28 protein-coding genes are annotated in these 25585 nt (G+C 72.6%); 17 read left to right on the forward strand and 11 right to left on the reverse strand.

The window, feature by feature from the left end; translation table 11 throughout:
* Positions 1-102: 102 nt before the first annotated feature.
* From paaK to RKE38_RS11070, 6 genes are all read left to right on the forward strand, one after another.
* Positions 103-1383 (forward strand): phenylacetate--CoA ligase PaaK, encoded by a 1281-nt coding sequence (gene paaK, locus RKE38_RS11045; protein WP_316007471.1) that lies wholly within the window; start codon positions 103-105, stop codon positions 1381-1383.
* 138 nt (positions 1384-1521) lie between these two features.
* Positions 1522-2034, forward strand: coding sequence for a hypothetical protein (locus RKE38_RS11050; protein ID WP_316007472.1), 513 nt, complete (start codon positions 1522-1524; stop codon positions 2032-2034).
* A 309-nt stretch (positions 2035-2343) separates the two neighbouring features.
* The gene (locus tag RKE38_RS11055) at positions 2344-4866 is read left to right on the forward strand and encodes an ATP-dependent Clp protease ATP-binding subunit (RefSeq protein WP_316007473.1); all 2523 of its coding nucleotides are present in this window, start codon (positions 2344-2346) and stop codon (positions 4864-4866) included.
* Positions 4867-5220: 354 nt separating this feature from the next.
* Positions 5221-6240, forward strand: coding sequence for an LCP family protein (locus tag RKE38_RS11060; RefSeq protein ID WP_316007474.1), 1020 nt, complete (start codon positions 5221-5223; stop codon positions 6238-6240).
* The gene (locus RKE38_RS11065) at positions 6233-6733 is read left to right on the forward strand and encodes an amino-acid N-acetyltransferase (protein WP_316007475.1); all 501 of its coding nucleotides are present in this window, start codon (positions 6233-6235) and stop codon (positions 6731-6733) included. The genes RKE38_RS11060 and RKE38_RS11065 overlap by 8 nt, the downstream gene beginning before the upstream one ends.
* A gap of 88 nt (positions 6734-6821) precedes the next feature.
* The gene (locus RKE38_RS11070; protein ID WP_316007476.1) at positions 6822-7277 is read left to right on the forward strand and encodes a hypothetical protein; all 456 of its coding nucleotides are present in this window, start codon (positions 6822-6824) and stop codon (positions 7275-7277) included.
* Positions 7278-7354: 77 nt separating this feature from the next.
* Here RKE38_RS11070 and RKE38_RS11075 read toward each other — a convergent pair whose 3' ends face one another.
* From RKE38_RS11075 to RKE38_RS11120, 10 genes are all read right to left on the reverse strand, one after another.
* Positions 7355-7771: a VOC family protein gene (locus tag RKE38_RS11075; RefSeq protein WP_316007477.1), complete on the reverse strand. Its 417-nt coding sequence runs from the start codon at positions 7769-7771 to the stop codon at positions 7355-7357.
* Positions 7768-9258, reverse strand: a complete 1491-nt coding sequence (locus tag RKE38_RS11080; RefSeq protein WP_316007478.1) for an MFS transporter — start codon at positions 9256-9258, stop codon at positions 7768-7770. The genes RKE38_RS11075 and RKE38_RS11080 overlap by 4 nt, the downstream gene beginning before the upstream one ends.
* Positions 9255-10175 carry an A/G-specific adenine glycosylase gene (locus RKE38_RS11085; RefSeq protein WP_316007479.1) on the reverse strand — a complete coding sequence of 307 codons (921 nt, stop codon included), beginning with the start codon at positions 10173-10175 and terminating at the stop codon, positions 9255-9257. The genes RKE38_RS11080 and RKE38_RS11085 overlap by 4 nt, the downstream gene beginning before the upstream one ends.
* On the reverse strand, positions 10172-11248 hold the full coding sequence (disA, locus tag RKE38_RS11090) for a DNA integrity scanning diadenylate cyclase DisA (RefSeq protein ID WP_316007480.1): 1077 nt from the start codon (positions 11246-11248) through the stop codon (positions 10172-10174). Before disA ends, RKE38_RS11085 begins: the two co-directional genes overlap by 4 nt.
* Before the next feature lie 40 nt (positions 11249-11288).
* Positions 11289-12671: a DNA repair protein RadA gene (gene radA, locus RKE38_RS11095; RefSeq protein ID WP_316007481.1), complete on the reverse strand. Its 1383-nt coding sequence runs from the start codon at positions 12669-12671 to the stop codon at positions 11289-11291.
* Positions 12672-12798: 127 nt separating this feature from the next.
* On the reverse strand, positions 12799-13266 hold the full coding sequence (locus tag RKE38_RS11100) for a GyrI-like domain-containing protein (protein WP_316007482.1): 468 nt from the start codon (positions 13264-13266) through the stop codon (positions 12799-12801).
* Positions 13267-13336: 70 nt separating this feature from the next.
* Positions 13337-13765, reverse strand: coding sequence for an SRPBCC domain-containing protein (locus RKE38_RS11105; protein WP_316007483.1), 429 nt, complete (start codon positions 13763-13765; stop codon positions 13337-13339).
* A gap of 44 nt (positions 13766-13809) precedes the next feature.
* Complete coding sequence (locus RKE38_RS11110) at positions 13810-14508, reverse strand: class I SAM-dependent methyltransferase (RefSeq protein WP_316007484.1); 699 nt, start codon at positions 14506-14508, stop codon at positions 13810-13812.
* Positions 14505-15308 carry a hypothetical protein gene (locus tag RKE38_RS11115; protein WP_316007485.1) on the reverse strand — a complete coding sequence of 268 codons (804 nt, stop codon included), beginning with the start codon at positions 15306-15308 and terminating at the stop codon, positions 14505-14507. The genes RKE38_RS11110 and RKE38_RS11115 overlap by 4 nt, the downstream gene beginning before the upstream one ends.
* 25 nt (positions 15309-15333) lie before the next feature.
* A complete protein-coding gene (locus RKE38_RS11120; protein WP_316007486.1) occupies positions 15334-15837 on the reverse strand; it encodes a hypothetical protein in 504 nt (167 codons plus the stop codon).
* Between the two features lie 66 nt (positions 15838-15903).
* Between RKE38_RS11120 and RKE38_RS11125 the strand changes: the two genes are divergently transcribed.
* From RKE38_RS11125 to RKE38_RS11165, 9 genes are all read left to right on the forward strand, one after another.
* Complete coding sequence (locus tag RKE38_RS11125; RefSeq protein WP_316007487.1) at positions 15904-16830, forward strand: Ppx/GppA phosphatase family protein; 927 nt, start codon at positions 15904-15906, stop codon at positions 16828-16830.
* Between the two features lie 55 nt (positions 16831-16885).
* A complete protein-coding gene (locus tag RKE38_RS11130) occupies positions 16886-17716 on the forward strand; it encodes a sugar phosphate isomerase/epimerase family protein (RefSeq protein ID WP_316007488.1) in 831 nt (276 codons plus the stop codon).
* 40 nt (positions 17717-17756) lie between these two features.
* Entirely contained in the window at positions 17757-18350 is a 594-nt protein-coding gene (locus RKE38_RS11135; RefSeq protein WP_316007489.1) for a TetR family transcriptional regulator, read from the forward strand.
* Positions 18351-18401: 51 nt separating this feature from the next.
* On the forward strand, positions 18402-19127 hold the full coding sequence (locus tag RKE38_RS11140; RefSeq protein WP_316007490.1) for an ABC transporter ATP-binding protein: 726 nt from the start codon (positions 18402-18404) through the stop codon (positions 19125-19127).
* Positions 19124-19858: an ABC transporter permease gene (locus RKE38_RS11145; RefSeq protein ID WP_316007491.1), complete on the forward strand. Its 735-nt coding sequence runs from the start codon at positions 19124-19126 to the stop codon at positions 19856-19858. Before RKE38_RS11140 ends, RKE38_RS11145 begins: the two co-directional genes overlap by 4 nt.
* Before the next feature lie 69 nt (positions 19859-19927).
* Positions 19928-20878: a proline dehydrogenase family protein gene (locus RKE38_RS11150; RefSeq protein WP_316007492.1), complete on the forward strand. Its 951-nt coding sequence runs from the start codon at positions 19928-19930 to the stop codon at positions 20876-20878.
* 37 nt (positions 20879-20915) lie between these two features.
* Positions 20916-21722 carry a pyrroline-5-carboxylate reductase gene (proC, locus tag RKE38_RS11155; protein WP_316007493.1) on the forward strand — a complete coding sequence of 269 codons (807 nt, stop codon included), beginning with the start codon at positions 20916-20918 and terminating at the stop codon, positions 21720-21722.
* A complete protein-coding gene (locus RKE38_RS11160; RefSeq protein ID WP_316007494.1) occupies positions 21715-22263 on the forward strand; it encodes a GNAT family N-acetyltransferase in 549 nt (182 codons plus the stop codon). The genes proC and RKE38_RS11160 overlap by 8 nt, the downstream gene beginning before the upstream one ends.
* Positions 22264-22297: 34 nt before the next feature.
* Positions 22298-22825, forward strand: coding sequence for a GNAT family N-acetyltransferase (locus RKE38_RS11165; protein WP_316007495.1), 528 nt, complete (start codon positions 22298-22300; stop codon positions 22823-22825).
* Between the two features lie 16 nt (positions 22826-22841).
* On the opposite strand, the gene RKE38_RS11170 is transcribed toward RKE38_RS11165, so the two are convergent.
* A complete protein-coding gene (locus RKE38_RS11170; RefSeq protein WP_316007496.1) occupies positions 22842-23507 on the reverse strand; it encodes a TrkA family potassium uptake protein in 666 nt (221 codons plus the stop codon).
* Between the two features lie 100 nt (positions 23508-23607).
* On the opposite strand from RKE38_RS11170, the gene RKE38_RS11175 reads away from it, so the two are divergent.
* A complete protein-coding gene (locus RKE38_RS11175; protein ID WP_316007497.1) occupies positions 23608-24804 on the forward strand; it encodes an acetoin utilization protein AcuC in 1197 nt (398 codons plus the stop codon).
* 462 nt (positions 24805-25266) lie between these two features.
* A complete protein-coding gene (locus RKE38_RS11180) occupies positions 25267-25467 on the forward strand; it encodes a helix-turn-helix domain-containing protein (protein WP_056915613.1) in 201 nt (66 codons plus the stop codon).
* Positions 25468-25585: the final 118 nt, after the last annotated feature.

The raw sequence follows: 25585 nt of genomic DNA on the forward strand, positions 1-25585 counted from the left end.
CCGGAAGTTCTCAGGGTTGGGGGGGGGGGCGGCCGGCCACGGGGCCACGGTCGCGGGCACGCGGCATACCGGCGGGGGAGGAGCCGGTGCGAGGATGCGGCCATGGACACCGTCGTCTCCACCGTCGAAGAGCTGCGCGCCCTCCAGCTGGACCGGCTGCGCTGGAGCCTTGCCCACGCGTACGAGAACGTCCCGCACTACCGCAAGGCCTTCGACGACGCCGGCGTGCACCCGGACGACCTGCGCGAGCTGTCGGACCTCGCCCGCTTCCCCTTCACCGCCAAGGCGGACCTGCGCGACAACTACCCGTTCGGCATGTTCGCGGTCCCACGGGAGCAGGTCGTGCGCGTCCACGCCTCCAGCGGCACCACGGGACGCCCCACGGTGGTCGGCTACACCAAGGACGACATCGACACCTGGGCGGACGTCATGGCCCGCTCGATCGAGTCGGCCGGGGGCCGGCCGGGTGACGTGCTGCACGTCGTCTACGGCTACGGGCTGTTCACCGGTGGGCTCGGCGCGCACTACGGTGCCGAGCGGCTCGGCTGCACGGTGGTGCCCATCAGCGGCGGCATGACCGAGCGGCAGGTCCAACTCATCGTCGACTTCCGGCCGCGCGTGATCATGGTGACCCCGTCGTACTTCCTCGCGATCCTCGACGAGATGGAGGCGCAGGGGATCGACCCCAAGGACACCTCGCTCGAGATCGGCATCTTCGGGGCCGAGCCGTGGACCGAGGCGATGCGCGAGGAGGTGCAGCGCCGCTCGAACATCCGGGCCGTCGACATCTACGGCCTGTCCGAGGTCATGGGCCCCGGCGTCTCGCAGGAGTCCGGCGAGACGCAGGACGGGCTGCACATCTGGGAGGACCACTTCTACCCGGAGGTGGTCGACCCGATCACCGGTGAGGTCCTGCCCGACGGCGAGGAGGGCGAGCTCGTCTTCACCTCGCTCACCAAGCAGGCGATGCCGGTCGTGCGCTACCGCACCCGCGACCTCACGACGCTGCTGCCCGGCACCGCGCACCCGCAGTTCCGCCGCATGGCCAAGATCACCGGCCGCACCGACGACATGATGATCGTGCGCGGGGTCAACGTGTTCCCGTCGCAGGTCGAGGAGCACCTGCTCACGATCGAGGGGCTGACGCCGCACTACCTGTGCGTCCTCACCCGCCCGGGCCGGATGGACGAGCTCACGGTCCAGGTCGAGGCCGCGTCCGCGTCGTCGACGCCGGAGCAGCGTGCCGGTATGGCGCGCGACCTCGCCGCCCGAATCAAGCACCGGATCGGGGTGACCGTGCGGGTCGAGGTGCTCGACCCGCACAGCCTCGAGCGGTCGCTCGGCAAGGCCAAGCGGATCAGCGACCAGCGCCACCTGCGCTGACTGACCGGCCCGCCCGGCCCGCCCGGCCCTGGTTCGGGGCCCGGCGGGCGGGCCGCTGTGACCGCTCGGTGCGGGCGTTCGCCGTGGGCGGACGCGCCAGCACTTCCGTATGCCGTGTCGATGAGTAATTCTTATTACATGACCACACGCACTACTGCCGAGGCGTGGCTGGCCGGCCGCCTCCCGCAGGACTGGTTCACCGGCCCCGTCGAGGTCAGCCGCGACCGCGACGAGCTCATCCTCTGGGGCGACCTCGCCGTCCCCGAGCTGCCCGACGACGCCGACGAGGCCGACCGCGAGGTTGCGGCCCGCGCCCGCGCCAAGACCTTCCGCGAGGAGACCCGCGAGCGCCGCGTCGAGATCGCCCGCGAGCTCGAGCACCTCTCCGGCCGCAAAGTCAGCTGGGGTGTCCGCGTCGGCGGCCACGACGTGCTGTTCACCCACCTCGCCGCGCCGGTGATGACCCGGCTGCGCCAGCCCGAGCGCAGGGTCCTCGACACCCTGGTCGACGCCGGGGTCGCACGCTCGCGGGCGGATGCGCTCGCCTGGTGCGTCAAGCTGGTCGGCGAGAAGTCGGACGCGTGGCTCGGAGAGCTGCGGGCGGCGATGGAGCACGTCGAGGAGGTCCGTCGCAAGGGCCCCGGCGACTGACGACGGCGCTCTCGTCCGCCCGGGGCGGCGTGGCCTCTTGTCCGCCCACGGCGACGGAGCCCTGTGTCCGCCCACGGCGACGGAGCCCTTTGTCCGCCCACGGCGGAATTGAGCCGACCCGACTCAGGGCCGGGAACAGGGTGGCGAACCGCCGCGTTGCGCACGGTGAGCCACCTGACCGGCCCGCAGGACGGACGTGGGAGGGGTGGCCCGTTCGTCCCGATCCCGTATCGGTCGCCGAATGGGACGCGCCACGGTCAGGCAGCACGGATAGCATCGAGATGATCTCGATAGGCAGGAGCAGAAGAGATGTTTGAACGGTTCACCGATCGGGCCCGGAGGGTGGTCGTGCTCGCGCAGGAAGAGGCGCGCATGCTCAACCACAACTACATCGGGACCGAGCACATCCTGCTCGGCCTCATCCACGAGGGTGAGGGTGTCGCCTCCAAGGCCCTTGAGAGCCTTGGCATCTCGCTGGAGTCGGTCCGCGAGCAGGTCCAGGAGATCATCGGCCAGGGGCAGCAGGCCCCGAGCGGCCACATCCCCTTCACGCCGCGTGCGAAGAAGGTCCTCGAGCTGAGCCTGCGCGAGGCGCTGCAGCTCGGCCACAACTACATCGGCACCGAGCACATCCTGCTCGGGCTCATCCGCGAGGGCGAGGGCGTCGCCGCCCAGGTCCTCGTCAAGCTGGGCGCGGACCTCAACCGCGTGCGCCAGCAGGTCATCCAGCTCATCTCCGGCTACCAGGGCAAGGAGGGTGGCGCGACCGCCGGCGTCGGCGCAGGCGTCCAGCAGGAGGGCACTCCCGCCGGTTCGCTGGTGCTCGACCAGTTCGGCCGCAACCTCACCATGGCCGCCCGCGAGGGCAAGCTCGACCCGGTCATCGGGCGCGAGAAGGAGATCGAGCGGGTCATGCAGGTGCTGTCCCGCCGCACCAAGAACAACCCCGTCCTCATCGGCGAGCCCGGTGTCGGCAAGACGGCGGTCGTCGAGGGCCTGGCCCAGGACATCGTCAAGGGCGAGGTGCCCGAGACCCTCAAGGACAAGCAGCTTTACACCCTCGACCTCGGCGCGCTCGTCGCCGGCAGCCGCTACCGCGGTGACTTCGAGGAGCGGCTGAAGAAGGTCCTCAAGGAGATCCGCACCCGTGGCGACATCATCCTGTTCATCGACGAGATCCACACCCTCGTGGGTGCGGGTGCCGCCGAGGGCGCGATCGACGCCGCCAGCATCCTCAAGCCGATGCTGGCCCGGGGTGAGCTCCAGACCATCGGTGCGACCACCCTCGACGAGTACCGCAAGCACATCGAGAAGGACTCGGCGCTCGAGCGCCGCTTCCAGCCGATCCAGGTTGCCGAGCCCACGCTGAGCCACGCGATCGAGATCCTCAAGGGCCTGCGCGACCGCTACGAGGCGCACCACCGCGTGTCCATCACGGACGCCGCGCTGGTCTCCGCGGCCAACCTCGCCGACCGGTACATCAACGACCGGTTCCTGCCGGACAAGGCCATCGACCTCATCGACGAGGCGGGCGCGCGACTGCGCATCCGCCGGATGACCGCACCGCCGGACCTGCGCGAGTTCGACGAGAAGATCGCCTCGGTGCGGCTCGAGAAGGAGTCGGCCATCGACGGGCAGGACTTCGAGAAGGCCGCGCGCCTGCGCGACGACGAGAAGAAGCTGCTCGCCCAGAAGGCCGAGCGTGAGTCGCAGTGGAAGTCCGGCGACATGGACGTCGTGGCCGAGGTCGACGAGGAGCTCATCGCCGAGGTCCTGGCTGCCAGCACCGGCATCCCGGTCTTCAAGCTCACCGAGGAGGAGTCCTCGCGGCTGCTCCACATGGAGGACGAGCTGCACAAGCGCATCGTCGGCATGGATGACGCCATCAAGGCGCTGTCCCAGGCGATCCGCCGCACCCGCGCCGGCCTGAAGGACCCGCGTCGTCCCGGTGGCTCGTTCATCTTCGCCGGCCCGACCGGTGTCGGTAAGACCGAGCTGGCCAAGACGCTCGCCGAGTTCCTCTTCGGCGACGAGGACAGCCTGATCCAGCTCGACATGAGCGAGTTCTCCGAGAAGCACACCGTCTCGCGGCTGTTCGGCTCGCCTCCCGGCTACGTCGGGTACGAGGAGGGCGGCCAGCTCACCGAGAAGGTGCGGCGCAAGCCGTTCTCGGTCGTGCTCTTCGACGAGGTCGAGAAGGCCCACCCGGACATCTTCAACAGCCTGCTGCAGGTGCTCGAGGACGGCCGCCTCACCGACTCCCAGGGTCGGATGGTCGACTTCAAGAACACCGTGATCATCATGACCACGAACCTCGGCACCCGTGACATCGCCAAGGGCGTCTCGCTCGGCTTCTCCGCCGGGCCGGACTCCCGCAGCGACTACGAGCGGATGAAGAACAAGGTGCAGGACGAGCTCAAGCAGCACTTCCGCCCCGAGTTCCTCAACCGGGTCGACGACACGATCGTCTTCCCGCAGCTCACGCAGGCCGAGATCGTCGCCATCGTGGACCTCGAGATCGCCAAGCTCGACAAGCGGCTCAAGGACAAGGACATGGGCATCGAGCTCACCATCGACGCCAAGAACCTCCTGGCGAAGAAGGGCTACGACCCGGTCCTCGGCGCCCGTCCGCTGCGTCGCACGATCCAGCGCGAGATCGAGGACGTGCTCTCCGAGAAGATCCTCTACGGCGAGCTCAAGGCCGGCGAGCTGGTCCTGGTCAAGACCGAGGGCGAGGGCAAGGCGGAGACGTTCACCTTCACCGGCACCCCGCACCCCGGCAGCCTCGACCTCCCGGTCGTGGAGACCGTGGGCGACGCCGCCGAGGGCTGAGCCGAGACCTCCCAGCCGGTATGCCGCGTGGGCGACCACGCGGCATACCGGAACCGCACGAAGGGGCGGCACCCCGAACGGGTGCCGCCCCTTTCGTCGTCGTGGCGGCGGTCAGGCCAGCCGCTGGTCGGGCGACACGGGCGGCGGTCCGGACCCTCGTGGTCCGGGCCGCCGTGGTGTCCCCCTACTCTGGTGACCGTGCGTTTCGAGAACCTTCCCCGTCGTTCCGTGGTCCTGGGCGGTGCCGCAGCCTCACTGGTGCTGGCCGCCTGCTCCAAGGCGAAGCCCAAGCCAGCCCCGTCGAGTACTTCCTCGACGACGACGACACCGACGACCCCCCTAGCCAAGCCCCGTGTGAGCGGTGCCGGCCTGCCGGCGGACCTGCTGACCGTGCTGACCTCCCTCTACCTCGGTGGCTCCGTACCCGCCTCGGGCGCCGTCGCCGCCGCATTGGGCAAGCGCAAGCCGGTCGCCCAGCCGCCGAAGGTCGTGGGCACGACGGGGGCGTGGAAGGGCACGCCCATCGCCACCGTCACCTCCGGCAAGGACGTCACCCTGCTGGTCAAGGGCGGCAAGGGCTGGACCGTCGCCGGCGGCTGGTGGCCGTCGCTGGCGGTGGTACGTCCCCCGATGAAGGTCATGAAGGTTCTCGCTATCGGGTCCGACGCGCGCAACCCGCAGCCGGTGACCAAGTGCCGCGGCGATGCGATCCACATCATCGGCGTTGACCCCGCCAGGGGAGTCGGGGGCATCGTGGGCATCCCGCGGGACTCGTGGGTCCCGCTGGCCGGCGGCGGCAGCGCAAAGATCAACGCCGCCCTCGTCTTCGGCGGCGTGTCCGGGATGGTGCACTCGGTAGAGCATGTGTCGGGAGTCGCGATCGACGGCTACGTCATCACCGGATTCAAGGGATTCCGCGGCATGGTCTCCAGTCTCGGCGGCATCGTGGTGAGCTATCCTCGAGCGCTCAGGAGCAACGACGGCTACCAGATTCTGAGGGCCGGGACAAACCGGCTCGACGCCAAGCACGCCCTGGGCTTCGCCCGCGAGCGAAAGCACCTGCCGAACGGTGACTTCGGCCGGTCGGCCAACCAGGGCCTGCTCATCAAAGCGGGGGTGGCGATGGCACAGCGGGCAGGCATCGCCGGCCTGGCCGGTCTCCTGTCGAAGATGGGCCCGTGGCTGCAGACGAATCTGTCGGTCGAAGAGGTCCTCAACCTGTCGGCGAGCCTGTACCTCTCGCCGGCAGCGAAGATCCCCAACAAGGTCGTCCCCGGTGACGTCGGCACCCGCGACGGCCAGTCGGTCGTCCTGCTGGGCGGCGGGGCCAGGTCGGTCTTCGCCGACATGCGGGACGGCCACCTCCGTGCCTGACGTCCTCGTCCGGCCGGCACGCGCGGCGGACATCCGGACGATCCGGGAGATCGTCCGGCCCCTTGCCGAGTCCCGGGTGCTCGTCTCCAAGGACGCGGTGACGTACTACGAGGCGCTGCAGGAGTTCCGCGTCGCCGAGCTCGACGGGATCGTCGTGGGCTGTGGTGCCCTGCACGTCATGTGGGAGGACCTCGCCGAGATCCGCACGCTGGCCGTCCGACCCGAGGCCAAGGGATCGGGGGTCGGTGGCCGGCTGCTCGACGCGCTGGTCGAGGACGCGAGGGCGCTGGGGCTGAGCCGGTTGTTCTGCCTCACCTTCGAGGTCGACTTCTTCGCCCGCCACGGGTTCGAGGTGATCGAGGGCCAGGCCGTGGACCCCGCGGTGTATGCCGAGCTCGTGCGCTCCTACGACGAGGGGGTGGCCGAGTTCCTCGACCTCGAGCGGGTCAAGCCCAACACCCTCGGCAACACCCGCATGCTGCGGACCCTCTGAACCGCGTCATCGGCCCCGCCCGACCTCCTCGGCGCCCTAGGGTGGCGGCGTGGCCGGGGGACGGCCGCAGTGACAGGAGGGGATCGGGATGTTCCGGAGCGCGGAGGAGAAAGAGTCGGAGCGCCAGGCCCGCGAGGCCGCACGAGCCCGCGAGGAGCAGGAGGCGCAGCAGCGGCGGCGGGCGGTCGAGGCTGAACGCCACCACGCGGCATTCCTCGCCTCGCCCCTAGGCCGCGCGACGGCTGCCCGGGACGCAGGTGACCGGTTCCTCGAGCTGCAGCTCGAGGTGGGCGCCCGCACGGGTGACGCGTCGTTCGGGCAGGTCACCACGACCGGCTCCGTGGGAAGCTCGGCGCAGGTGCTCGCCGAGGTCGAGGACGTGGGCTGGCGGCTCGAGCACGCGTCGTACTTCTTCGTCGTGACGAGCCAGACGAGCACGGACCGGGTGTTCCTGTCCGGGGAGAACACCGCCGTCCAGGGGGTGACGATGGGCGCCTACCTGTTCCGTCGCTCGCCCACGGCCGCCGGCGGCCCCACGGGGTGACGGCGCCCTGGCCCGGCCGCCCGGGACGCGGGAAGCGTGCTGCAGCCGGCAGGAACCCGCGAGCGGAGGGCGCCGCCTCAGTCGCTGTCGCGGTCCTCGTCGACGTACAGGCAGAAGGGGTGGCCGTCGGGGTCCAGCATCACCCGGACGTCGTCCTGCGGCTGGTACCCGGCGACGGTCGCCCCGGCGGCCTCGGCGTGCTCCACGGCCGGAGCCAGGTCGCGGACCCCGACATCGAGGTGCGACATCATCTGCTGCTCGCCGGGACGGCCCGGCCACGTCGGCCGCCGGTAGTCCTCCTCCCGCTGGAACGCGAGGTTGGCCCTGGCACCGGGGACGGGGATGGTGCACCACTGCGGGGTGTCGGTGTCGACCGGCCAGCCCAGCAGTTCCTCGTAGAACCGGGCCAGCGCCTGGGGGTCCGGGCTGTCGAGCACGGTGCCCAGCCGGCCCGTGAGGTGGGGGCGGGGTGCGGGGGTGTGGCGGTCGCTCACGGCATACCTCCTGGTGGGTGGGGTCCACCACCGTCCCAGGCGCCGCCGACACGGGCCCGTCGCGTTGAGAGGCGGATCCGCACGGTGGCCGCCAGGACCAGGACCAGCAGCCCGCTCACCACGCCGAAGCCGAGCTGCGGCACGAGCGGCAGCGCGATCCCGATGGCGCCACCGACGACCCAGGCGGTCTGCAGCACCGTCTCGGACCAGGCGAAGACCCGGGTGCGCACCGACTCCTCGATGTCGCGCTGCACGACCGCGTCGCTGCTGAGCTTGATGAGCTGCCCGGTCAGGCCCGCGCACAGGCCCAGTGCGAGCAGGGTGCCGAGCGAGTAGAAGACCGCGGCAGCCAGGGCGGCGAGGACCTCGGCGAGGAGGGCCACGGCCACGATGACGTCCGGCCGCCGCCTGCGCAGCGCGTTGCCGACGACGGTGCCCAGGGCGTTGCCGGCGCCCGCGGCGCCCACGACCAGACCGAGCACGAGGGTCCCGTTGTGGCCCGGGATCGGGTGCTCGCGCATGAGGAAGGCCATGAACAGGGTCAGGAACCCCGTGAGCAGCCGTGCGCCGATGGCGGCGCACAGGGCGGCCAGCACCGTCGGCGGGAGGGCGGAGACGCGGGCTCGGGCCCGGCGAAGGAAGCCGCCGCCGGGCTCGAGGTCCGCCGTGCGTGGCAGGTGCAGGGGCACCGTGTCGGCGATGTCGTGCTCCCCGGCGCTGGAGTCCACCCGGGCCGGCAGCCGGATCGCCATGACGGTCGCGACGACGTAGATGAGGAACGCCAGCCGCAGCGACCACTCCGGCCCGACCCGGGCGGCCGCACCGGCCAGCCCGCCGCCGATGGCCATCCCCGCCACACCGGCGAGGGCGCTGCGGGAGTTGGCGTTGACGAGGCTGAAACCCGCCGGCAGCAGGCGCGGGACGGCGGAGGACCGGGTGACGCCATAGGCCTTGGACGCCACGAGGCACCCCAGCGCCGCCGGGAAGAGCCAGGCCGAGTGCTCGGCGACGGCCCCGGCGAGCACCCAGCACAGGAACGCGCGCAGGGCCAGGGTGGTACCGATCGCCCAGCGGCGACCGTGCCGGAAGCGGTCGAGCAGCGGCCCGATGAACGGTGCCAGCAGGACGAACGGCGCCATGGTGAGCGCCAGGAACTGCGCCACCTGGCCGCGGGCCTCGTCGGTGGGGATCGCGAAGATGGTGCCGGCGAGGGAGACGGTGAGCGCGGCGTCGCCCATGAGGTTGACGAAGTGCAGCTCGATGAGACGGGCCAGCCCGGTCTCGCCCGCGCCGGCCGACGCGGTGTACGCCCGCGCCCGCTGGGCGCCTGCCCTGCCGCCCCGCCCGGCCAGGCGTACCCCGGCCACGGTGCCCCGCCCGATGGCGCGACCCGTCCGCGTCGCCCGGTCACGCAGCGATCCGGTCCCCTTCCGGTGGTCCGGCGAGCCGGGTGGCTGCCGACCCGTCGCGCCAGGCTTCTCGGTCATGTCGACGCGCTCCCCCCGGGCAGCGCGAAGAGGTCGTCGTCGAGCGGCTCGACCAGGCCGTCGGCCACGAGGGAGTCCAGGCAGCGCTCGCGCTGGACCACGTCGTCCGACAGCGCCTCGAGGGCGGACCGGTGGACGGGCTCGGTGCTGTGGCGCAGGGCGGCGAGCAACCTCCCGCGCAGCTGCCGGTCGGTGCCGTGCCAGGACTGCCCCCGCCGCGCGGGTCCCGCGTGCGGCGGGTGGCCGGCGAGCCGCCAGGCGCACACGTCCACGAGCGGGCACTGGTCGCACCGGGCCGTCCGCGCGGTGCAGACGAGGGCGCCGAGCTCCATGACGGCCACGCTCCACGTCCGCGCCTCCCCGGGAGCCACCGGCACGAGCGCCTCGGCGCGCGTGAGCTCGGCCCGGGTGGGCGACGCGGCGGGGTACTCGACGCCCTCCACGGCGCGCGCCAGCACCCGGCGGACGTTGGTGTCGACCACGGTGGTGCGTTCCCCGAAGGCGAAGGTCGCGACGGCAGCGGCGGTGTACGTGCCCACACCCGGCAGGGTCAGCAGCTCCGCCTCGGTGCCCGGCACGGCTCCGTCGAAGCGCGACATCATCGCCGCGGCCGCCGCGTGCAGGCGCAGCGCGCGACGGGGGTAGCCCAGCCGGCCCCACTCCCGCACCGCCTCGCCGGGCGCCACTGCCGCGAGGTCGGCCGGCGTGGGCCACCGCTGCAGCCACTGCTGCCACACGGGCAGGACCCGCACGACCGGGGTCTGCTGGAGCATGACCTCGGAGACGAAGATGCCCCACGGCGTGGCGTCGTCACGGCGCCAGGGCAGGTCGCGGGCGGCGGAGGCGTACCAGGGCAGGACCCGGGCGTGCAGCAGCTCTGGAGCGTGCAGCAGCTCGGCAGCCGACGGGCGGCTCACACGTAGCGTTCGAGGATGCTCGACTCGGCGAGGCGCGACAGGCCCTCGCGGACGGCGCGGGCGCGGCCCTCGCCGACGCCCTCGACGTCCATGAGCTCCTCGAGGTTGGCGGCGAGCAGCTTCTGCAGGCTCCCGAAGTGGTCGACGAGGCGGTCGACGATGGCGCCGGGGAGGCGCGGCACCTTGCTGAGCAACCGGTAGCCGCACGGGCTGACGGCCGAGTCGAGGGCGTCGCCGCCGATGGTGAACCCGACCGCCTTGGCGCCGGCGGACAGGTCGAGCAGCTCGGTGGAGGTCAGCGCCTCGAGGGCCTCCATCGCCTCCTCGAGGGTGAGCTCGGCGCGGGCCTCGGGCAGGTAGTCGCGGATCACGAGCTCGCGGTCGTTGCCGAGGCCACCGGTCAGCTCCTCGAGCTGCAGGGTGAGCAGGCGGCCGTCGACCCCGAGCTCGACGACGTAGCCGGAGATCTCGTCCTTGATGCGCCGCACCATCTCCAGGCGCTGAAGGACGCTGGCGACGTCGCGCACGGTGACGAGGTCCTCGATCTCGAGGGCCGACAGGGTGCCGGTGACCTCGTCGAGGCGGGCCTTGTACCGCTCGAGCGTCTGCAGGGCCTGGTTGGCGCGCGACAGGATCGCGCTGGAGTCCTCCAGGACGTGGCGGCGGCCGTCGACGTAGAGCGCGACGATCCGCATCGACTGGCTCACCGAGATGACGGGGTAGCCGGTCTGTTTGGCCACGCGCTCGGCGGTGCGGTGGCGGGTGCCGGACTCGCTCGTCTCGATCGAGGGGTCGGGGACGAGCTGGGTGGCGGCGCGCAGGATCCGCGACGCCTCGCGGTCCAGGACGATGCCGCCGTCCATCTTGGCCAGCTCGCGCAGGCGCGTCGCCGAGAACTCGACGTCGAGCGGGAAGCCGCCGGTCGACAGGCTCTCGACCATGCGGTCGTGGCCCAGCACGATCAGGGCGCCGGTGCGCCCGCGCAGGATCCGCTCGAGGCCGTCCCGCAGCTCGGTGCCGGGTGCCACGGCGGCGAGGGTGGCGCGCAGCGCATCGTCCTCGCGAAGTTCCACTCAGGGCCCCTTGTTTTCTGCCGGTCGGTCTGGCGGGAGTCTAACCGGGAGGGGACTGCAGTGCGGAGCGCACCGCGGAGCGGATGTCGGGGCACTCCACGACGGCCATCCCCTCCGGCGCCGGGCCGTTGCCCGCGGTGCCGGCAGGCACGTAGGCCGTGCGGAACCCCAGGCGTGCCGCCTCGGCCAGCCGGCGCGGTATGCCGGTGACCGGGCGCAGCTCGCCGGCGAGCCCGAGCTCGCCGAAGGCGACGGCGTCCGGCGGCAGCGGCTGGTCCTTCACCGCGCTCGCCATCGCGAGCGCGACGGCCAGGTCGGACGCGGGCTCGGTGAGCCGGACGCCCCCGACCGTGGACAGGTAGACGTCGCTGCCCCCGATCGGGGCGCCCGCGCGCTTGGCGATGACCGCCACGATCATCGCCACCCGGGCGGAGTCCAGGCCGCTGGTCGCCCGGCGGGGCGTGGGGATCTCGGACTTCGCCACGAGCGCCTGGACCTCGGTCATGAGCGGACGCCGTCCCTCGAGCGTGACGGTGACGCAGGTGCCCGGCACGGAGAGCGTGTTGCGCGACAGGAAGAGGCCGCTGGGGTCGGAGAGCCCGACGATGCCCACGTCGGAGAGGTCGAAGCAGCCGACCTCGTCGGTGGGGCCGTAGCGGTTCTTCACCGCACGCACCAAGCGCAGCCGGGAGTGCCGGTCGCCCTCGAACTGCACGACGACGTCGACGAGGTGCTCGAGCACCCGTGGGCCGGCGATCGACCCGTCCTTGGTGACGTGGCCGACGAGCAGGGTGGCGATGCCGCGCGCCTTGGCGACGGCGATGAGCGACGCCGTCACCTCACGCACCTGGGTGACGTTGCCCGCGGCGCCCTCGACCTCGCCGCTGGCGATGGTCTGGACCGAGTCGACGACGAGCAGGTCCGGCTGCACGGCCTCGACCTGCCCCAGCACGGTGGCCAGGTCGGTCTCGGAGGCCAGGAAGAGCGAGGAGGCCATCGCCTCGATCCGCTCGGCGCGCATGCGCACCTGCGCGGCCGACTCCTCGCCGGTGACGTAGAGGACGGTGCGCCCGGTCTCCTGCCGGGCGGCGCGGGCGGCGACGTCGAGCAGGAGGGTGGACTTGCCGATGCCGGGCTCCCCGGCCACGAGGACCACGGCGCCCGGGACGAGCCCGCCGCCGAGGACCCGGTCGAACTCGCCCACCCCCGTGGGACGCGCTTCCGCCCGGCGGACGTCGACCTGCCCGATCGGCAGCGCGGGACGGTCCACGCGGGCGGCCGGGGTCGTGCGGGCGCTGACCGCCCCCACCTCGCTCACGCTGCCCCACGCCTGGCACTCGCCGCAGCGGCCGACCCACTTGACCGTGCTCCAGCCGCACTCGGAGCAGCGGTAGCCGCTCGAGGTCCTCGTCTTCGCCGCCATGGCCCAGAACCTACGTGGCAGCGCCGACAGCGCTCCGCAGGCGCTCCCTCACGGGTCCGAGCGGGCCCGGGCGGGTCCGGGGTGCGGCCCCCGACGGCTGGGCCGTCCTGGCCCGTCCCCGGCTGCCTCAGTCGTCCTGGGGCACGACGGGCCAGCACACGACCGTGCGGGTCTGCTCGGGCGGCGTGCCCGGTGGGCTCCAGTACTCCTCCCACATGATCCCGTCCTCGACAAGCCGCCGGCCGTGCGCCAGCACTCCGGCGCGCAGGGCGTCGTACGCCTTGGCCAGCTCGTCGTAGGGCCCCGCGTGGGTGGTGGTCGCGATGTCGCAGCTGGGCAGCTGGCACTGCTCCACGCCGTCGCCGGGCTGGACCTCGCCCTCGACCACGAAGCCGGACGCGACGTCGAAGACCTCCGGTCCCGTGGTGTAGCAGGACACCGCGGGGCCGGTCACCGGCGTCCCTGTCCTGGCGAGGTGCTCGGCCACCCTCCCGAACGCCTCACCCGCCTTGGCGCCGATCTCCTCGGCCCGGGCCTGGTAGCAGACGACCGCGACGCGGCGACCGCTCTCGCGGGTGAACGTGACGTCGTACACGGCGACCTCCCTCCGTCCACCTCAACGCTAGGCACGCGTCGGGTGCGGGGGCAGGGACCATCGACCCGGCTCAGCCGGCCTCGACGACCCGTTTCATGCCGTCGAGCATGCCCTGCCAGCTCTGGGAGAACTGCTCGGCCTGCTCCTCGTCGGTGCACCCGTCCTGGGTGAGGGTGACGACCGTCCCGGTCTCGGACTGCGCCAGCTCGTAGCGGACCGTGTGGTAGTTCTCGGGCCGGTCCTCCTGCCCCATGAGCGGGCTGTAGTGCGTGACCTCGAGCAGCCAGCCCGGGTCGGCGCGGAGCACCTCGCCCTTGTCCTGGTAGGGCTTGCCGTCGAGCTCGCCCGACCACGTGATCGGGCTGCCGACCTGCCAGTCGGTCTCGACGCGGCTGCCCATCATGTACCGCGCGACCTGGTCGGGGTCGGTCAGCGCCTCCCACACCCGATGCGCGTCGGCGGCGACCTCGGTCTGCGCCCTGGCGATGGAACCGGTCATGGCGAACCTCCGTTCGTTGCGGTGCCCCACATCCTGCGCCGGTCTCAGAACCGGCGCCACCACAGGTTGACGGCGTAGTCGACGGACGTCCCCTCGTGCTCGGCGAGGATCCCCTCCGCGGCGGTCTCCGGGAACTCGATCCGCACCACGGCCTCGAAGTCCTCCCGGCTGTCGTGCTCCCACGTGATCGTGAGCGGGTGTCGCTGCCAGCCCTGGCGGGTCCAGAACCGCTGCACCGCGAGGGCGTCGTACCCCGGGTAGGCGCGGGCGAACCAGCGCCCGAACGTCGAGCGCGTGGCGTCGTTGTCGATGACGTATGCCGTGCCGCCCGGCCGCAGGACCCGCGCCACCTCGGCGAGGCCCGGCTCGCACCCGGCGCCGAAGAAGTACGCCCACCGCGCGTGGACGATGTCGACGGAGTCGTCGGGGAGGGGCAGGTCCTGGGCCACACCCTCCTCGACGCGGACACCCGGCATACCCGAGACCCGTTGGCGCGCAAGGGAGACGAGGGGAGGGTGGGGCTCCACGCCGACCACAGAGGCGCACCCGAGGGCGAGGAAGCGCGGCAGGTGGTAGCCGCTGCCGCAGCCGACGTCGAGCAGGTCGGCGCCCTCGAACCGGTGGTGCTCGGCCATCGCCGCCTCGACGAGGCCGGCCCGGTCGACGCCGCGGTTCTCCAGCTCGTAGACGTCCGGGCTGTCCCAGATGTTCGGGCTGCGGGTGGGCTCGTGCTGCTCGGTCACCGGCGGTTGCGGGCGGCTTCCTGGGCGGCGAGCGTCGCCGGGTGGACGAGGAGCGGCAACATCTTGCGGGAGTAGGCGTTCCGCGCCGCCTTCACGCTCGCGAGGTGTGCCTCGCAGCGGAGCTCCAGCTCGGCATACGCGGCCTCGCCCATGAGCTCCACCAGCTCGCCCTTGTTGCTGCGGAAGACCGGCTCGCGACCCACGTGGGCCTCGGGGTTGCCCGAGCAGTACCAGTCCAGGTCGTGGCCGCCGGGCCCCCAGCCGCGGCGGTCGTACTCGGTGATCGTGACCTCCTGCCACGACGAGCCGTCGGGCAGCTCGACCGTGCGGTAGGTGCGGCGGATCGGCAGCTGCCAGCAGACGTCGGGCTTGACGGTGTGCGGCTCCTTGCCGGTGAGGACGGCGTGCTGGTGCAGCGCGCACCCGGCACCGGCGGGGAACCCGGGCCGGTTGAGGAAGATGCAGGCGCCGTCGACGACCTTGGTCTTGAGCGCGCCGTCCTCGAGCTCGGTCCAGGCGCCCTGCTTGGTGGAGCCGGGGTGGTGCTGCCACTCGTCCTCGCCGAGCTCCCTGGCCACCTTCTTGACCCGCTTGACGTCGTCGTCGTCGGTGAAGTGCGCGCCGAGGGTGCAGCAGCCGTCGTCGGGCCGGTCGGCGTAGATGCCCTGGCACCCGCTGCCGAAGATGCAGGTCCAGCTCGAGGTGAGCCAGGTCAGGTCGCAGCGGAAGCGCTGGTTGCCGTCGGCGGGGTCGGGGAACTCCACCCAGATGCGGGCGGTGTCGAGGGGGGTCTCAGCCACCCGGCCACCCTACGTCCCGCCCTTGTCACGCCTGCGGATCCGGCCGGCTGCCGGACTGTCGCACCCGCCGGGCCACCACGGCTGCCAGCGCGAGGAGGAGGACCGCGGCCGCGAGCCAGTTGAGCCGCGTGAGGTCGGCGACGAGGTCCGTGGCGGCGAAGGGGCGCCGTGGGTCGGGGTCGGCGGGGTCGCCCGGGCTTCCCGCCATGTCGGCGCCGAGCACCGCGACCACCGCGGCGGGGACCGCGAGGAACAGCAGCCCGAGCCGGCAGCGCGACAGCAGGCCGATGGCGCAGAGCAGCAGCACCGGCACCATCGCGGTGAGCAGGACCGCCCCGGACTCGGCGTAGCGGTCACGCGACGGGATGTCGCCGAAGAAGGGCGCCGAGTTGATGCCCGCCGCGAAGACGTCCCAGGCGAGCAGCAACCAGCCGAGGAGCACCAGCGCGGCGGTCCGGGGCCAGGTCCGGGCGGGCGCGTCCGCCGGCCGGGCGGGGTCGTGGGTCGTGGTGCCTGCTGCGGAGGGCATCCCCCATGATGACCACCGTCCGGCCGTTCCCGCCTGAGCACGGCTACCCGGGACTACGGTCGGTCCATGCGCCTCGGAGTGGTCGACGTCGGGTCCAACACCGTGCACCTGCTCGTCGTCGACGCCCACCGCGGCGCGCAGCCGCTGCCGGCGACGTCGCACAAGATCGAGCTGCGGCTCTCCGAGCACGTCACCGACGACGGCCACATCGCCGACTCGGGCGAGGAGGCGCTCGCGCGCTTCGTCCGCGACTGCCTCGGCGTGGCGGAGGACCAGGGCGTGGAAGAGGTGATGGCCTTCGCCACCAGCGCGATCCGCGAGGCACCGAACGGCGAGCAGGTGCTCGAGCGCGTGCGCGCCGACACGGGGATCGACCTGCAGGTTCTGTCCGGCGAGGACGAGGCGCGGCTGACCTTCCTGGCGGCACGCCGCTGGTTCGGCTGGTCGAGCGGCACCCTCGCGGTCGTCGACATCGGCGGCGGCTCGCTCGAGCTCGCCGCCGGCATGGACGAGGACCCGGACGCCGCGGTGAGCCTGCCGCTGGGGGCCGGCCGCCTCACGCGGGACCTCCTTCGCGGCGACCCGCCCACGCCCGACACGGTCCGCGAGGCGCGCCGCTGGATCCGCCAGCGGCTCGCCGCGTCGGTGCGGCCGATCAGCAAGGTCGGGCCGGTCGACCGCGCCGTCGGCACCTCCAAGACGATGCGCTCGCTGGCGCGGATCGCGGGTGCGGCCCCCAGCAGCGAGGGCCCGTACGTGCCGCGCTCGCTCGCGCGCGACGACGTCACCGAGATCGTCGGCCGGGTCGCGACGATGACGGCGGCACAGCGGGCGCAGCTGCCCGGGGTGTCGCGGGAGCGCTCGCGCCAGCTGCTGGCCGGCGCGCTCGTGGCCGAGGCGGCCATGGACCTGCTCGACCTCGAGCGGCTCGACATCTGCCCGTGGGCGCTGCGCGAGGGGGTCCTGCTCGACCGCCTCGACGCCATGCGCTGACGCGGCTCCGGCGGCCCCCGGGCCGGTGCGGGAGGCCCTCGGTACGCTCGTGGCCATGGCCGGAGCGGTGTCGATCCCAGGTGCCACGGTGGCCCTGTCGACCGCGTCGGTCTACCCCGAGTCCTGCGCGTCGGCGTTCGCCACCGCGGCCCGTCTCGGCTACGACGGCGTCGAGGTCATGGTCTGGACCGACCCGGTCTCGCAGGAGGCCGGCGCCCTCGCGGCGCTCTCCGAGCTGCACGGCATACCGGTCGTGTCGGTGCACGCGCCCACGCTGCTGCTCACCCAGCGGGTGTGGAGCACCGACCCCTGGACCAAGGTGGACCGGTCGATCGAGCTGGCCCAGGACCTCGGGGCGTCGACCGTCGTGCTGCACCCGCCGTTCCGCTGGCAGAAGGAGTACGCCCGCGACTTCGTGGAGGGGATCGCGCTGCGCGAGCGCGAGAGCGGGGTCGCGCTCGCCGTCGAGAACATGTTCCCGTGGCGCGCCCGCCAGCGGGAGTTCGAGGCGTACCTGCCGCACTGGGACCCGGTCCTGCAGGCGTACGACAACGTCACCCTCGACCTCTCGCACACGGCGACCGCGGGCTCGGACGCGATGGCGATGGCCGCCGCCCTGGGGGCCCGGCTGCGGCACGTGCACCTGGCCGACGGGCTCGGCTCCCTCAAGGACGAGCACCTGGTCCCCGGCCGTGGCGGGCAGCCGTGTGCCGAGTTCCTCGAGCTGCTGGCGACCCGCGGGTTCGCCGGGTCGGTCGTCGTCGAGGTCGGCACCCGGCGCGTGACGCCCGAGCAGCGCGACGTCGACCTCGCCGAGGCGCTGGCCTTCGCCCGGCTGCACCTGGCGACCGCCAGCCCGGCGCAGGCCCCCGCGAGCCCCCGATGAGCCCCCGATGAGCCCCCGATGAGCCCGAGGTGATCCCGCGATGAGCCCCCGTGGCCGGCGCCCCGGCGGGGCGGACACCCGGGCGGGCATCGTCGCCGCGGCCCGGGCGGAGTTCGCCGAGAACGGGTACGACGCCACCTCGCTGCGTGCCGTCGCCCGGCGCGCCGAGGTGGACCCCGCCCTCGTCCACCACTACTTCGGCGGCAAGCCGCAGCTGTTCGCGGCCGTCATGGACGTCCCGGCCGACCCCGCGGCCCTCGTCGACCGCGTGGTCGCCGGGCCCCGCGAGCAGGTCGGCGAGTCCCTGGTGCGGACCTTCCTGGCCCTGTGGGACTCCCCGGAGGGCCGACCGCGCTTCCAGGCGCTGATCCGGGCGGCGGTGAGCCACGACGAGGCGACCCGGATGCTGCGCGAGTTCCTCACCCGGGAGATCTTCGGCCGGGTCACGAACGCCCTGGCCGCCGACGGTGAGCCGGCGGCCGACCTGGAGCTGCGGGCCGGCCTCGCCGCCTCCCAGATGATCGGCGTCGCGATGATGCGCTACGTCGTGGAGTTCCCCGCCGTGGTGGCCGCGAGCCACGAGGAGCTGGTGGCCCAGGTGGGCCCGACCCTCCAGCGGTACCTCGCCCCCTGACCGCCCGAAAGACCCTTGTGCGGGCCCCGCCGTCGGCGTACATTTCAACACATGATGAAAAACGTCATCGAGATCGACCACCTCCGGGTGGTGCGAGGGGGTCGCACGGTCCTGCCCGACCTGTCGGCGCGCATCCCCGCCGGGCAGGTCATCGGGCTGCTCGGCCCCAGCGGCAGCGGGAAGTCCACGCTCATCCGGGCGATCGTGGGGGTGCAGGTCGTCGAGGCGGGGGACGTGCGCGTCCTCGGCGAGGTGGCCGGGTCCCCGTCGCTGCGCCGCCGCGTCGCCTACGTGACCCAGTCGCCGAGCGTGTACGACGACCTCACCGTGCGGGCCAACGTCCGCTACTTCGCCGACGTGCTCGGCGCGGACCGCTCCACCGTCGAGTCCGCCATCGAGTCGGTCGACCTCATGAGCCACGCCGACGTGCTCGTGGGCCGGCTGAGCGGCGGCCAGCGCTCGCGGGTCTCGCTCGCGGCGGCCCTGGTCGACGACCCCGAGCTACTGGTCCTCGACGAGCCGACCGTGGGCCTCGACCCGGTGCTCCGACGCGACCTGTGGAACCTCTTCAAACGCCTTGCGGCGCAAGGCCGCTCGCTCCTCGTCTCCAGCCACGTGATGGACGAGGCCTCCCGCTGCGACCGGCTGCTGCTGCTGCGCGAGGGCGAGGTGCTCGCCGACGCGACCCTCGAGGAGCTGCTCCACCGCACCGGCGCCGACGACGCCGAGGGCGCGTTCCTCGCCCTCATCGACCGAGCCGAGGAGAACGCCCGATGAACCCCCGCCGCACCGCCGTCACCGCCGGCCGCGTCCTGGCCCAGCTGAGGGCCGACCACCGCACGATCGCGCTGATGCTGGTCGTGCCGCTCGTCCTCATGGGCCTGCTGGCCTGGGTCTTCAGCGGCACCCCGGTCTTCGACGCGATCGGGGCCGCCCTGCTCGGCGTGTTCCCGTTCATCGTCATGTTCGTCGTGACGAGCGTGGCCACCCTGCGCGAGCGCACCTCCGGCACGCTCGAGCGGCTGCTCACGACGCCGATGGGCAAGGGCGACTTCATGCTCGGCTACGCGATCGCGTTCGGCCTGATGGCCGTCGTCCAGGCGCTCGTCACGACCGCGTTCGCCGTCTGGGTCTGCGGCCTCGACGTGGCCGGCTCGTTGTGGCTGCTGGTCGTCGTGGCGGTGCTCGACGCCGCGCTCGGGACCGCGCTCGGCCTGCTGGCCAGCGGGTTCGCGCGCACCGAGTTCCAGGCGGTGCAGTTCATGCCGGCGTTCGTGCTGCCGCAGTTCCTGCTGTGCGGCCTGCTCGTGGCGCGCGACCAGCTCCCGGACTTCCTGCGCTGGGTCTCGGACGTGCTGCCGCTGTCGTATGCCGTGGACGCGATGAAGTCGGTGACGACCAGCTCCGCGGCAGGCGGCGACGTGGCCTCCGACGCCGGGATCATCGTGCTCTGGGTCGTGGTCGCCCTCGTCCTCGGCAGCCTCACCCTGCGCCGGCGCACGGCCTGACGCCCGCGGTCGTGGCGGGGGCCGCCCACCGTTAGCCTTGTCCGCGGCCCCCGCCGCGAAAGGAACCCCGTGGACGCCAGTGACCTGCTGCGCAACAGCCTGCTCCAGCTCTCCAAGAGCGACGCCGTGCGCCGCACCATCGAGAAGGCGCCGGTCAGCCGCCAGGTCGTGCACCGGTTCATCCCCGGCGACAGCACCGCCGACGTCGTGCGGGCGACCGCCGAGCTGCGGACGACCAACCGGCTGGCCACGATCGACTACCTGGGCGAGGACACCACCGACCTCACCCAGGCCATCCGCACGCGCGACGCCTACCTCGAGCTGCTGCGGGCCCTCGCCGACGCCGACCTGTCGCAGCACGGCATGGGCGAGGTCAGCCTGAAGCTGTCGGCCCTCGGCCAGTACCTGCCCGGCGACGGCCACAAGATCGCCCTCGAGCACGCCCGCGAGATCTGCGAGGCGGCCTCCGCCGCCGGCACCACGGTGACCCTCGACATGGAGGACCACACCACCACCGACGCGACCCTGGAGACGCTGCGCGAGCTGCGCAGGGACTTCCCGTGGGTGGGCGCGGTGATCCAGTCCTACCTGCGCCGCAGCGAGGGCGACTGCCGCGACCTGGCCCACGAGGGCAGCCGGGTCCGCCTGTGCAAGGGCGCCTACAAGGAGCCGGAGTCCGTGGCGTACCAGTCGGGCGCCGAGGTGGACCAGAGCTACGTGCGCTGCCTCAAGGTGCTCATGGCCGGCGACGGCTACCCCATGGTGGCCAGCCACGACCCGCGGCTCATCGAGATCGCCGGGGCCCTCGCGGCCCACCACGAGCGGGACGCCACGAGCTTCGAGTACCAGATGCTCTACGGCATCCGGCCCGAGGAGCAGAAGCGGATCGCCGACCGGGGCGACCAGATGCGCGTCTACCTGCCCTACGGCGAGGAGTGGTACGGCTACCTCATGCGTCGTATGGCCGAGCGCCCCGCCAACACGGCGTTCTTCCTGCGCGGTCTCGTCACCAGGAACTGAGGGGCGCCGCCGGGCCACCGGCTGGAAGACTGCCCCCATGTCCACAGTCGCGATCCTCGGCGCCGGCGTGATGGGGGAGACCCTGCTGTCCGGCCTTGTCCGCTCCGGCCGCAGCGCCGCCGACCTCGTGGTGACGACCCGTCGCCCGGAGCGCGCCGAGGAGCTCGTCGAGCGCTACGGCGTGCGGGCGATGTCCAACACCGAGGCCGCGGAGGCCGCCGACACCCTCGTCCTCGTCGTCAAGCCCCAGGACATGGCCGGTCTCGTCGAGGAGATCCGCGACCACGTCCAGCCGGGCAACCTCGTCGTCAGCCTCGCCGCCGGCATACCGACCTCGTTCCTCGAGAGCCGCCTCCCGGAGGGCGTCGCGGTGGTGCGCGTCATGCCCAACACGCCCGCGCTCGTCGACCAGGGGATGGCCGCGATCAGCGGTGGCCGCAGCGCCGACGCCCCGCACCTGGCCGAGGCGGCGGAGCTGTTGCGCTCGTGCGGCCGGGTGGTGGAGGTCGCCGAGAAGCACCAGGACGCCGTCACGGCCATCAGCGGGTCGGGACCGGCCTACATCTTCTACGTCGTCGAGGCGATGATCGAGGCCGGCGTCGTGCTGGGCCTGCCGCGGCCCACCGCCACCGAGCTGGTCGTCCAGACGCTCTTCGGCGCCGCGACGATGATCCGCGAGACCGGCCAGCACCCCACCGTGCTGCGCGAGCAGGTCACGTCGCCGGGCGGCACGACCGCGGCGGCGCTGCGCACCCTCGACGACCACAAGGTCAGGGCCGCGTTCATCTCCGCCATGGAGGCCGCGGCCCGCCGCTCCCACGAGCTCGCGAGCGGCCATGACTGAGCCTGCCCGGGACGACCTGCGAGTCGTCCGCGTGGACGACTCGAACTGGCGGACCTACCGGGACGTCCGGCTCGCCATGCTCCAGGATGCGCCCCGGGCCTTCTGGACGACGTATGCGCAGGCCGCCGCCCGCAGCGACGAGGAGTGGCGCCGCATGGTCGGGCAGTCCCACACCTGGCTCGCCCTCGGTGGCGCCGAGCCGCTCGGCTCGGTCGCGTGCGTGCGCCTGCCCGAGCAGCCCGAGGACGAGTGCGTGCTCGTCGGCATGTGGGTCGCACCGTCCGCCCGGGGGCGTGGCGTGGGGGAGCGCCTCGTCCGCACGGTCCTGGAGTCGGCCGCGCAGCGGGGGCTGTCGCGGGTGCTCCTGGAGGTGGCGCACGAGAACGCCCCGGCCCGGGCCCTCTACGAGCGGATGGGTTTCACGCCGACCGGCCGCACCGGGGAGATGCCGCACGACCCCTCGATCACCGAGCTGGAGATGGAGCTCGTCCTCAGCGACGACACGGTGCGCTCTTGGCAAACTCTGGGCAAACCCATCTGACTTCCCGACCCTCGCGCATGCGAGAGTGGGGCGCATGAGCGAGATCACCGTGCGCGGGCTGACCGAGGACGAGTGGGAGACCTACCGCTCCGTGCGCCTGGCTGCGTTGGAGGAGTCGCCCGAGGCGTTCGCGGCGACCCTGGCCGAGGAGCAGGGCTACGACGAGGACCTCTGGCGCCTGCGGATGCGGCGCTCGCAGCGGCTCCTCGCCGAGGACGCCGACGGCAACGCGGTGGGCGTGGCGAGCGTGGGCCATGCCGAGGACGCGCCCGAGCGGGTGGCCGAGCTGTTCGGGCTGTGGGTGCGCCCGCAGGCCCGGGGGACCGGGGTCGCGACGCAGCTCGTGCAGGCGGGCGCCGACACGGCGCGGGCCCAGGGCCGCAGCCACCTCGCCTACTGGGTGGGCACGGACAACGGTGCCGCGGTGGCCTTCGCGAGCGGGTTCGGGTTCCGCCCCACGGACAGCCGCCGCCCGATGCGGGTCAGCAACGGCGCCGACGAGGACGAGATCGCCATGGTGCTCCCGCTGGGGGACGACCGCGGTGTGCCGACGCTGGCCTGACGCCCCGGTCCTGCCGTCAGGGACGGGACGCGAGCCGCTCGATGAGGGACGTCGGACCGCTCACGATGAGGGTGTCGTGCCCGCTCACCTTGGTCTCCGGCACGGCATACGTGAAGTCCTGGCCGGGGGACTTGACCCCGACCACGGTCACGCCGTACTTCGAGCGGATCGCGCTCTGCGCCAACGTGAAACCGATCGCCTCCTGCGGCGGTCGCATCTTCACGATCGCGAACCCGTCGTCGAACTCGATGTAGTCCATGAGCTTGCCGTTGAGCAGGTGTGCGACCCGGCGGCCGCTATCGGCCTCGGGCGCGATCACGTGCTGCACGCCGATCCGCTCGAGGATCCGCTGGTGCTCCGGCGTCAGGGCCTTGGCCCAGATGGTGGGGATGCCGGCGTCGACGAGGTTCATGGCGCACAGGACGCTCGCCTCGACCGAGGAGCCGATGCCCACCACGGCCAGCTTGAAGTTGCGGGCCTTGAGGTTGCCCATCGCAGCCGGCTGGCTGGCGTCGACCTGGACGATCTTGGCGACCTTCCCGAGGAAGGTCTCGGCGCGGGCGGCGTCGAGCTCGACGGCGACCACCGTGTGCCCGAGCCGCTGCAGCTCGACCGCCACGGCGCCGCCGAAGCGGCCGAGGCCGATGACCAGGACGTCGTCCTCGTAGAGCTTCTTCGCCACGGGGGAACGCTACCGCGTGTTCGCGGCCCGTATGCCGGGCCGTCCGGCCGCGGTGGCCCGGTGGATGCCTGGCCCTGCTGCGGCGGGTAGCGTGCGGGCCATGCCCTCACAGGTGCGGGTGGTCTGGGACCCCGGGTTCACCGCGTACGACTTCGGTCCGGGGCACCCCATGAACCCCGCGCGCCTCGACCTGACCGCGCGGCTCTGCGACGCCCTCGGGGTGTTCGACGCCGAGGGCGTCGAGGTCTTCTCGCCGGGGGCGCCCGAGGACGAGCTCCTCCTGACGGTCCACGAGCCCGCCTACGTCGAGGCGGTCCGCGCCGCGTCCGAGGACCCCCGGGCGGCCGACACCTCGCGCGGCCTGGGGACCGACGACGACCCGGCGTTCCGCGGGATGCACGAGGCGAGCGCGCGGGTGGTCGAGGGGACGCGCCAGGTGTGCGCCGACGTGTGGGAGGGCAGGGCCGCGCACGGCGTGAACTTCTGCGGCGGGCTGCACCACGCCATGGCAGGGAACGCCTCGGGGTTCTGCATCTACAACGACATCGCGGTCGGCATCCGCTGGCTGCTCGACCACGGGGCGCAGCGGGTGGCGTACGTCGACGTGGACGTCCACCACGGCGACGGGGTCCAGAGCGTCTTCTGGGACGACCCGCGCGTGCTGACGATCTCGGTGCACGAGTCCGGCCGGGCGCTGTTTCCCGGCACCGGCTGGCCGTTCGAGACCGGGGGCGAGGGCGCGGAGGGCTCGGCCGTCAACGTCGCCCTGCCGCCGGGCACCGGTGACTCGGCCTGGTTGCGGGCGCTGCACTCCACCGCCCTGCCCCTCGTGCGGGCCTTCCGTCCCGACGTGCTCGTCACCCAGCACGGCTGCGACACGCACGTGCAGGACCCGCTCGCCCACATGGCGTTGTCGGTCGACGCCCAGCGCGGCGCGGCCGACGCCCTGCACCGCCTCGCGCACGAGGTGTGCGGTGGGCGCTGGGTGGCCCTCGGCGGGGGAGGCTACGAGCTCGTGCACGTGGTGCCGCGCACGTGGACGCACCTCACCGCGATCGCCGCGCACGCGCCCGTGCCGCTCACCGCACCCGTCCCGGAGGACTGGCTGGAGCACGTGCGCACGGCATACGGCCGCGAGGGGCCGCGCCGGATGGGTGACCTCGACCCCGCCGAGGGCCCGATCTGGCACCAGCCGTGGGACATGGGCTACAACCCGCACAGCGAGGTCGACCGCGCCATCATGGCGACCCGCGAGGCGGTCTTCCCGCTGCACGGCCTCGACCCCTGGTTCGACTGACGACGACAGTCCGAGGATCGCAGCGAGCGCCAGCGAGCGAGGACCGGAGGACGGAGGAGTCGGTCGCATTGGTTCGACTGACGACGACAGTCCGAGGATCGCAGCGAGCGCCAGCGAGCGAGGACCGGAGGACGGAGGAGTCGGTCGCATTGGTTCGACTGACGACGACAGTCCGAGGATCGCAGCGAGCGCCAGCGAGCGAGGACCGGAGGACGGAGGAGTCGGTCGCATTGGTTCGACTAGGCACGGCGTCTGCTGCAGGGGTGGCCGGGGGCGCCGTGGTGTGCGAGTCTCGAAGGAAATCCCGGTCGGGGTGCGGCGTGTCGGCTGGACTTCGGCAGGGAGTTTCCTGAATGACTTCCCCACTGGTCACATCTGCCCCTACAGTTCACTCTGCACGAGCGTAGAGGTCCGCCGGAGGGGAAGCCGGCGATGCGAACGTGTGAGAGATCGAGGTGACACATGTCCAACGAGCGACAGCTCGCCGAGGTGCGGTTCCTGACCGTGGCCGAGGTGGCCTCGATCATGCGCGTGTCGAAGATGACGGTGTACCGCATGGTGCATGCCGGGGAGCTTCCCGCCATCCGCGTGGGCCGGTCCTTCCGGGTTCCGGAGGACGCCGTGCACAAGTACCTCCGGACGTCGTACGTCGACACCGCGTGACGATGTGCTGACCGCACGAGACGGGGGCGGGTCGGGCCGGTCGGCCGGGCCCGCCCCCGTTCGTGTGCCGGGCCCCGGGTTTGGGCTCCCCGGCCATCGCCGCTAGAGTGTCGACCAC

Origin of the sequence: Phycicoccus sp. M110.8, assembly GCF_032464895.1 — a bacterium.
Classification (GTDB): Bacteria; Actinomycetota; Actinomycetes; order Actinomycetales; family Dermatophilaceae; genus Pedococcus.